Genomic DNA, 2,764 nt, shown 5'->3' with positions numbered 1-2,764 from the left:
GCGATGAACCGCTCGGCCGTCAGCTCGGGCCGGTTCAGGTAGCCACGCGCAACGCCTGCGCCGCCAATGTAAAGCTCGCCCACCGCCCCGAACGGCACAGGTGCACCATGGCCGTCAAGCAGGTACACCCGCGTGTTCGCAATCGGACGGCCGATCGGGACAACTGGCCCATCAAACTCAGCCGGGCAACTCCAGGTCGTTGCACAGACTGTCGTTTCCGTCGGTCCATAGGCATTGATAACAGATGCTGCAGGTAAACGTCGGATGAGTTCGGCCTTCGGCAGCTCTCCAGCTAGAATGAGAGCTTGCGACGCCAAATTTTCCGCACTCCTGCTTGCCTGCAGCAAGGCCGGAGGCAATGTCGCGTGGGTGATCGATTCGCTCCGCAGGTAATCCGAGAGTTCACCACTCGCCTGGCGGAGCTCATCCGCAGGCAAATGCAAGGCAGCGCCGGAGCCAAGCGCCATAATCATTTCCCAGGCACTCGCATCAAAGCCGAAGGAGGCGAACTGCACCACTCGACTGTTTGAACCGACGCCAAACAGTCCGATCTGAGCCAGCCCCAGATTGACCACTCCGCGATGCTCGACCATGACGCCCTTGGGCGTTCCTGTGGAGCCCGAGGTGTAGATGATGTAGGCGAGATGGCGCGCGGTGAGGCCAAGGGCGCGCGGCTCGGGATCCGCAGCAGACAGTTCGGCCCAGACCGGGGTGTCCTCCAGATCGACCACCATCACATCGACCAGCGCCTCAGGGCCGAGCGCGGCCCGGCCGGCCGCATCGGCCAGCAGCAGCTTGGGCGCGGCATCGGCGAGCACCTGGTTGAGCCGCGCGCAGGGATAGGCCGGGTCCAGCGGCACATAAGCGCCGCCCGCCTTCAGGATCGCCAGCAGCCCCACCACCATGGCCGGGCTGCGCTCGACGCAGATCGCCACCGGCTGATCCGGCTTGGCCCCGAGGGCGATCAGATGATGGGCTAGCCGGTTGGCCCGGGCGTTGAGCTCGCCATAGGAGAGCGCCTCGTCATGCACCAATGCCACCGCCTCGGGCGCCTGGCGCACCTGTTGCTCGAACAGCTCGTGAATGCAAAGACCCGACGGATAGTCCGCGTCCGTCCGGTTCAGCTCCGCCAAAAGATAGATCCGCTCCTCGGGCGGAAGAATGTCGAGCGCGCGCACCGGCCTGTCGGGAGCCTGCTCCAATGCCTCCGACAGCGCTTCAAGCGTCCGCTGCATGTAGCCGCAGATCCGATCCGCAGAGATCGGCTCCGCCACCTGTGCGGTGAGGCCGAGCGCCTCGCCAAAATCCTCCACAGACAGCGTCAGCGGATAGTTGGTGCGCTCCTCGCTGCCCAGCCATTCCATGCCGGACAGACCATCATCCGTCCTGGAGCCGGCCATGGCCGCCGGCGTGTGGCGGTAGTTCAGCAGCGCACCGAACAGCGGCGCCGGCGCCGCAACGCCGCTGCAGCGTTGCGCCAGCGCCAGCGAGGCATGCTCGTGTGAGAGCAGCTCTGCCAGACGGGCATGGGTGAGACGCAGACTTTCCTCAACTCCGGTGCCGTCGAGGTCGAGGCGCACAGGCAGGGTGTTGATGAACAGGCCCATTGCGCGGTCGGCCCCGAGACCGGCATGCATGCGGCCAAACAGCACCGTGCCGAACACCACCTGCTCTCGGCCGCTGCTCCGCGCCACCACCTGACCCCAGGCCAGATGGCAAAGGCTGGCCAGGCTCAGCCCCAGCCGCCGCGCCTGTTGCCGCAGCCGATCGTTGAGCGCCTGCGGCAACACCCGCCGCGCCTCGCCAACCCCGCTGCCGTCGCCATGCACTTGGCTTAGCCCGAACGGCAGCGTCGGCTCGTCTATGTCCGCCAACTGCTCTTGGAAGAACTCCTCATGCGTCTTAGCCTTGACACCCAGGCGCGCCAGCGCCACCAGATTGCGGAACGGCTGCGGTGCTGACAAGTCATGCCCGCGACCTTCCAGCACGGCCCGCACCTCGGCATGCATGATCTCCAGCGTCGTGTGATCGCCGATCAGATGATGCTGCAACTGCAACAGCAGCCAGCGCCCGCTGCCGGGCTCGCGCGCGATCACAAACCGCAACAACGGCGCCCGGCCAAGGTCGATGCGCTGCCGGCGCGGATCAAACCGGCGCTTCAGGTGCTCATGACTGGGGTCGCCGACCTCATCCAGCTCGACCTCGCTCACCTCCAGCGGCGCACGCCGCCACACCACCTGGGCCGGGCTCGACAGCCCCTCCCAGACAAAGGCCGTACGCAGAATGTCGTGCCGGTCCACCACCTGCTGAACCGCGCCAAGATAGCGCTCCAGCAGGCCGCGCTCGGCAAACGCCATCTGCGAGACCAGTAGGTAGGGATCGCCCTTCGTCGACAGCAGATGGTGGAACAGGATGCCGTCCTGCAGCGGCGACAGGCCATAAATGTCCTGGATGTTGCCGACGCCACCGGGCACCGTGGCGACGATCCGGTCGATCTCCTGTGGGGTAAGATCGATCAGCGGCAGCATCTGCGGCGTAATCGCCGCGCTCTGCTCGGTGATCGGGTTGCCAGGCACCCCCACCTCCTGATGGCTGCCAAGGCTTTCGGCCAGATCGCAAAGCACCGGCCTGGCGAACAGGGTGCGTACCTCCACCCCGAGCGACAGCCGCCGCAGCCGCTCCATCAGCTGCACCGCCAGGAGCGAGTGGCCGCCGAGTTCGAAGAAGTTGTCGTGGCGCCCGATGCGCTCGATCCCGAGCAGCT

The 2,764-nt window shown here is 66.1% G+C and carries 1 protein-coding gene; it reads right to left on the bottom strand.

Going from position 1 to position 2,764, the window contains the following annotated elements:
* Positions 1 to 2,764 (bottom strand): amino acid adenylation domain-containing protein (locus tag AC0L28_RS34520; RefSeq protein WP_473482947.1); only part of this gene is annotated, 2,764 nt, incomplete at both ends.

Source organism: Mesorhizobium sp. WSM4847 (assembly GCF_055811335.1).
This window is presented reverse-complemented; position numbering and strand designations above follow the sequence as displayed.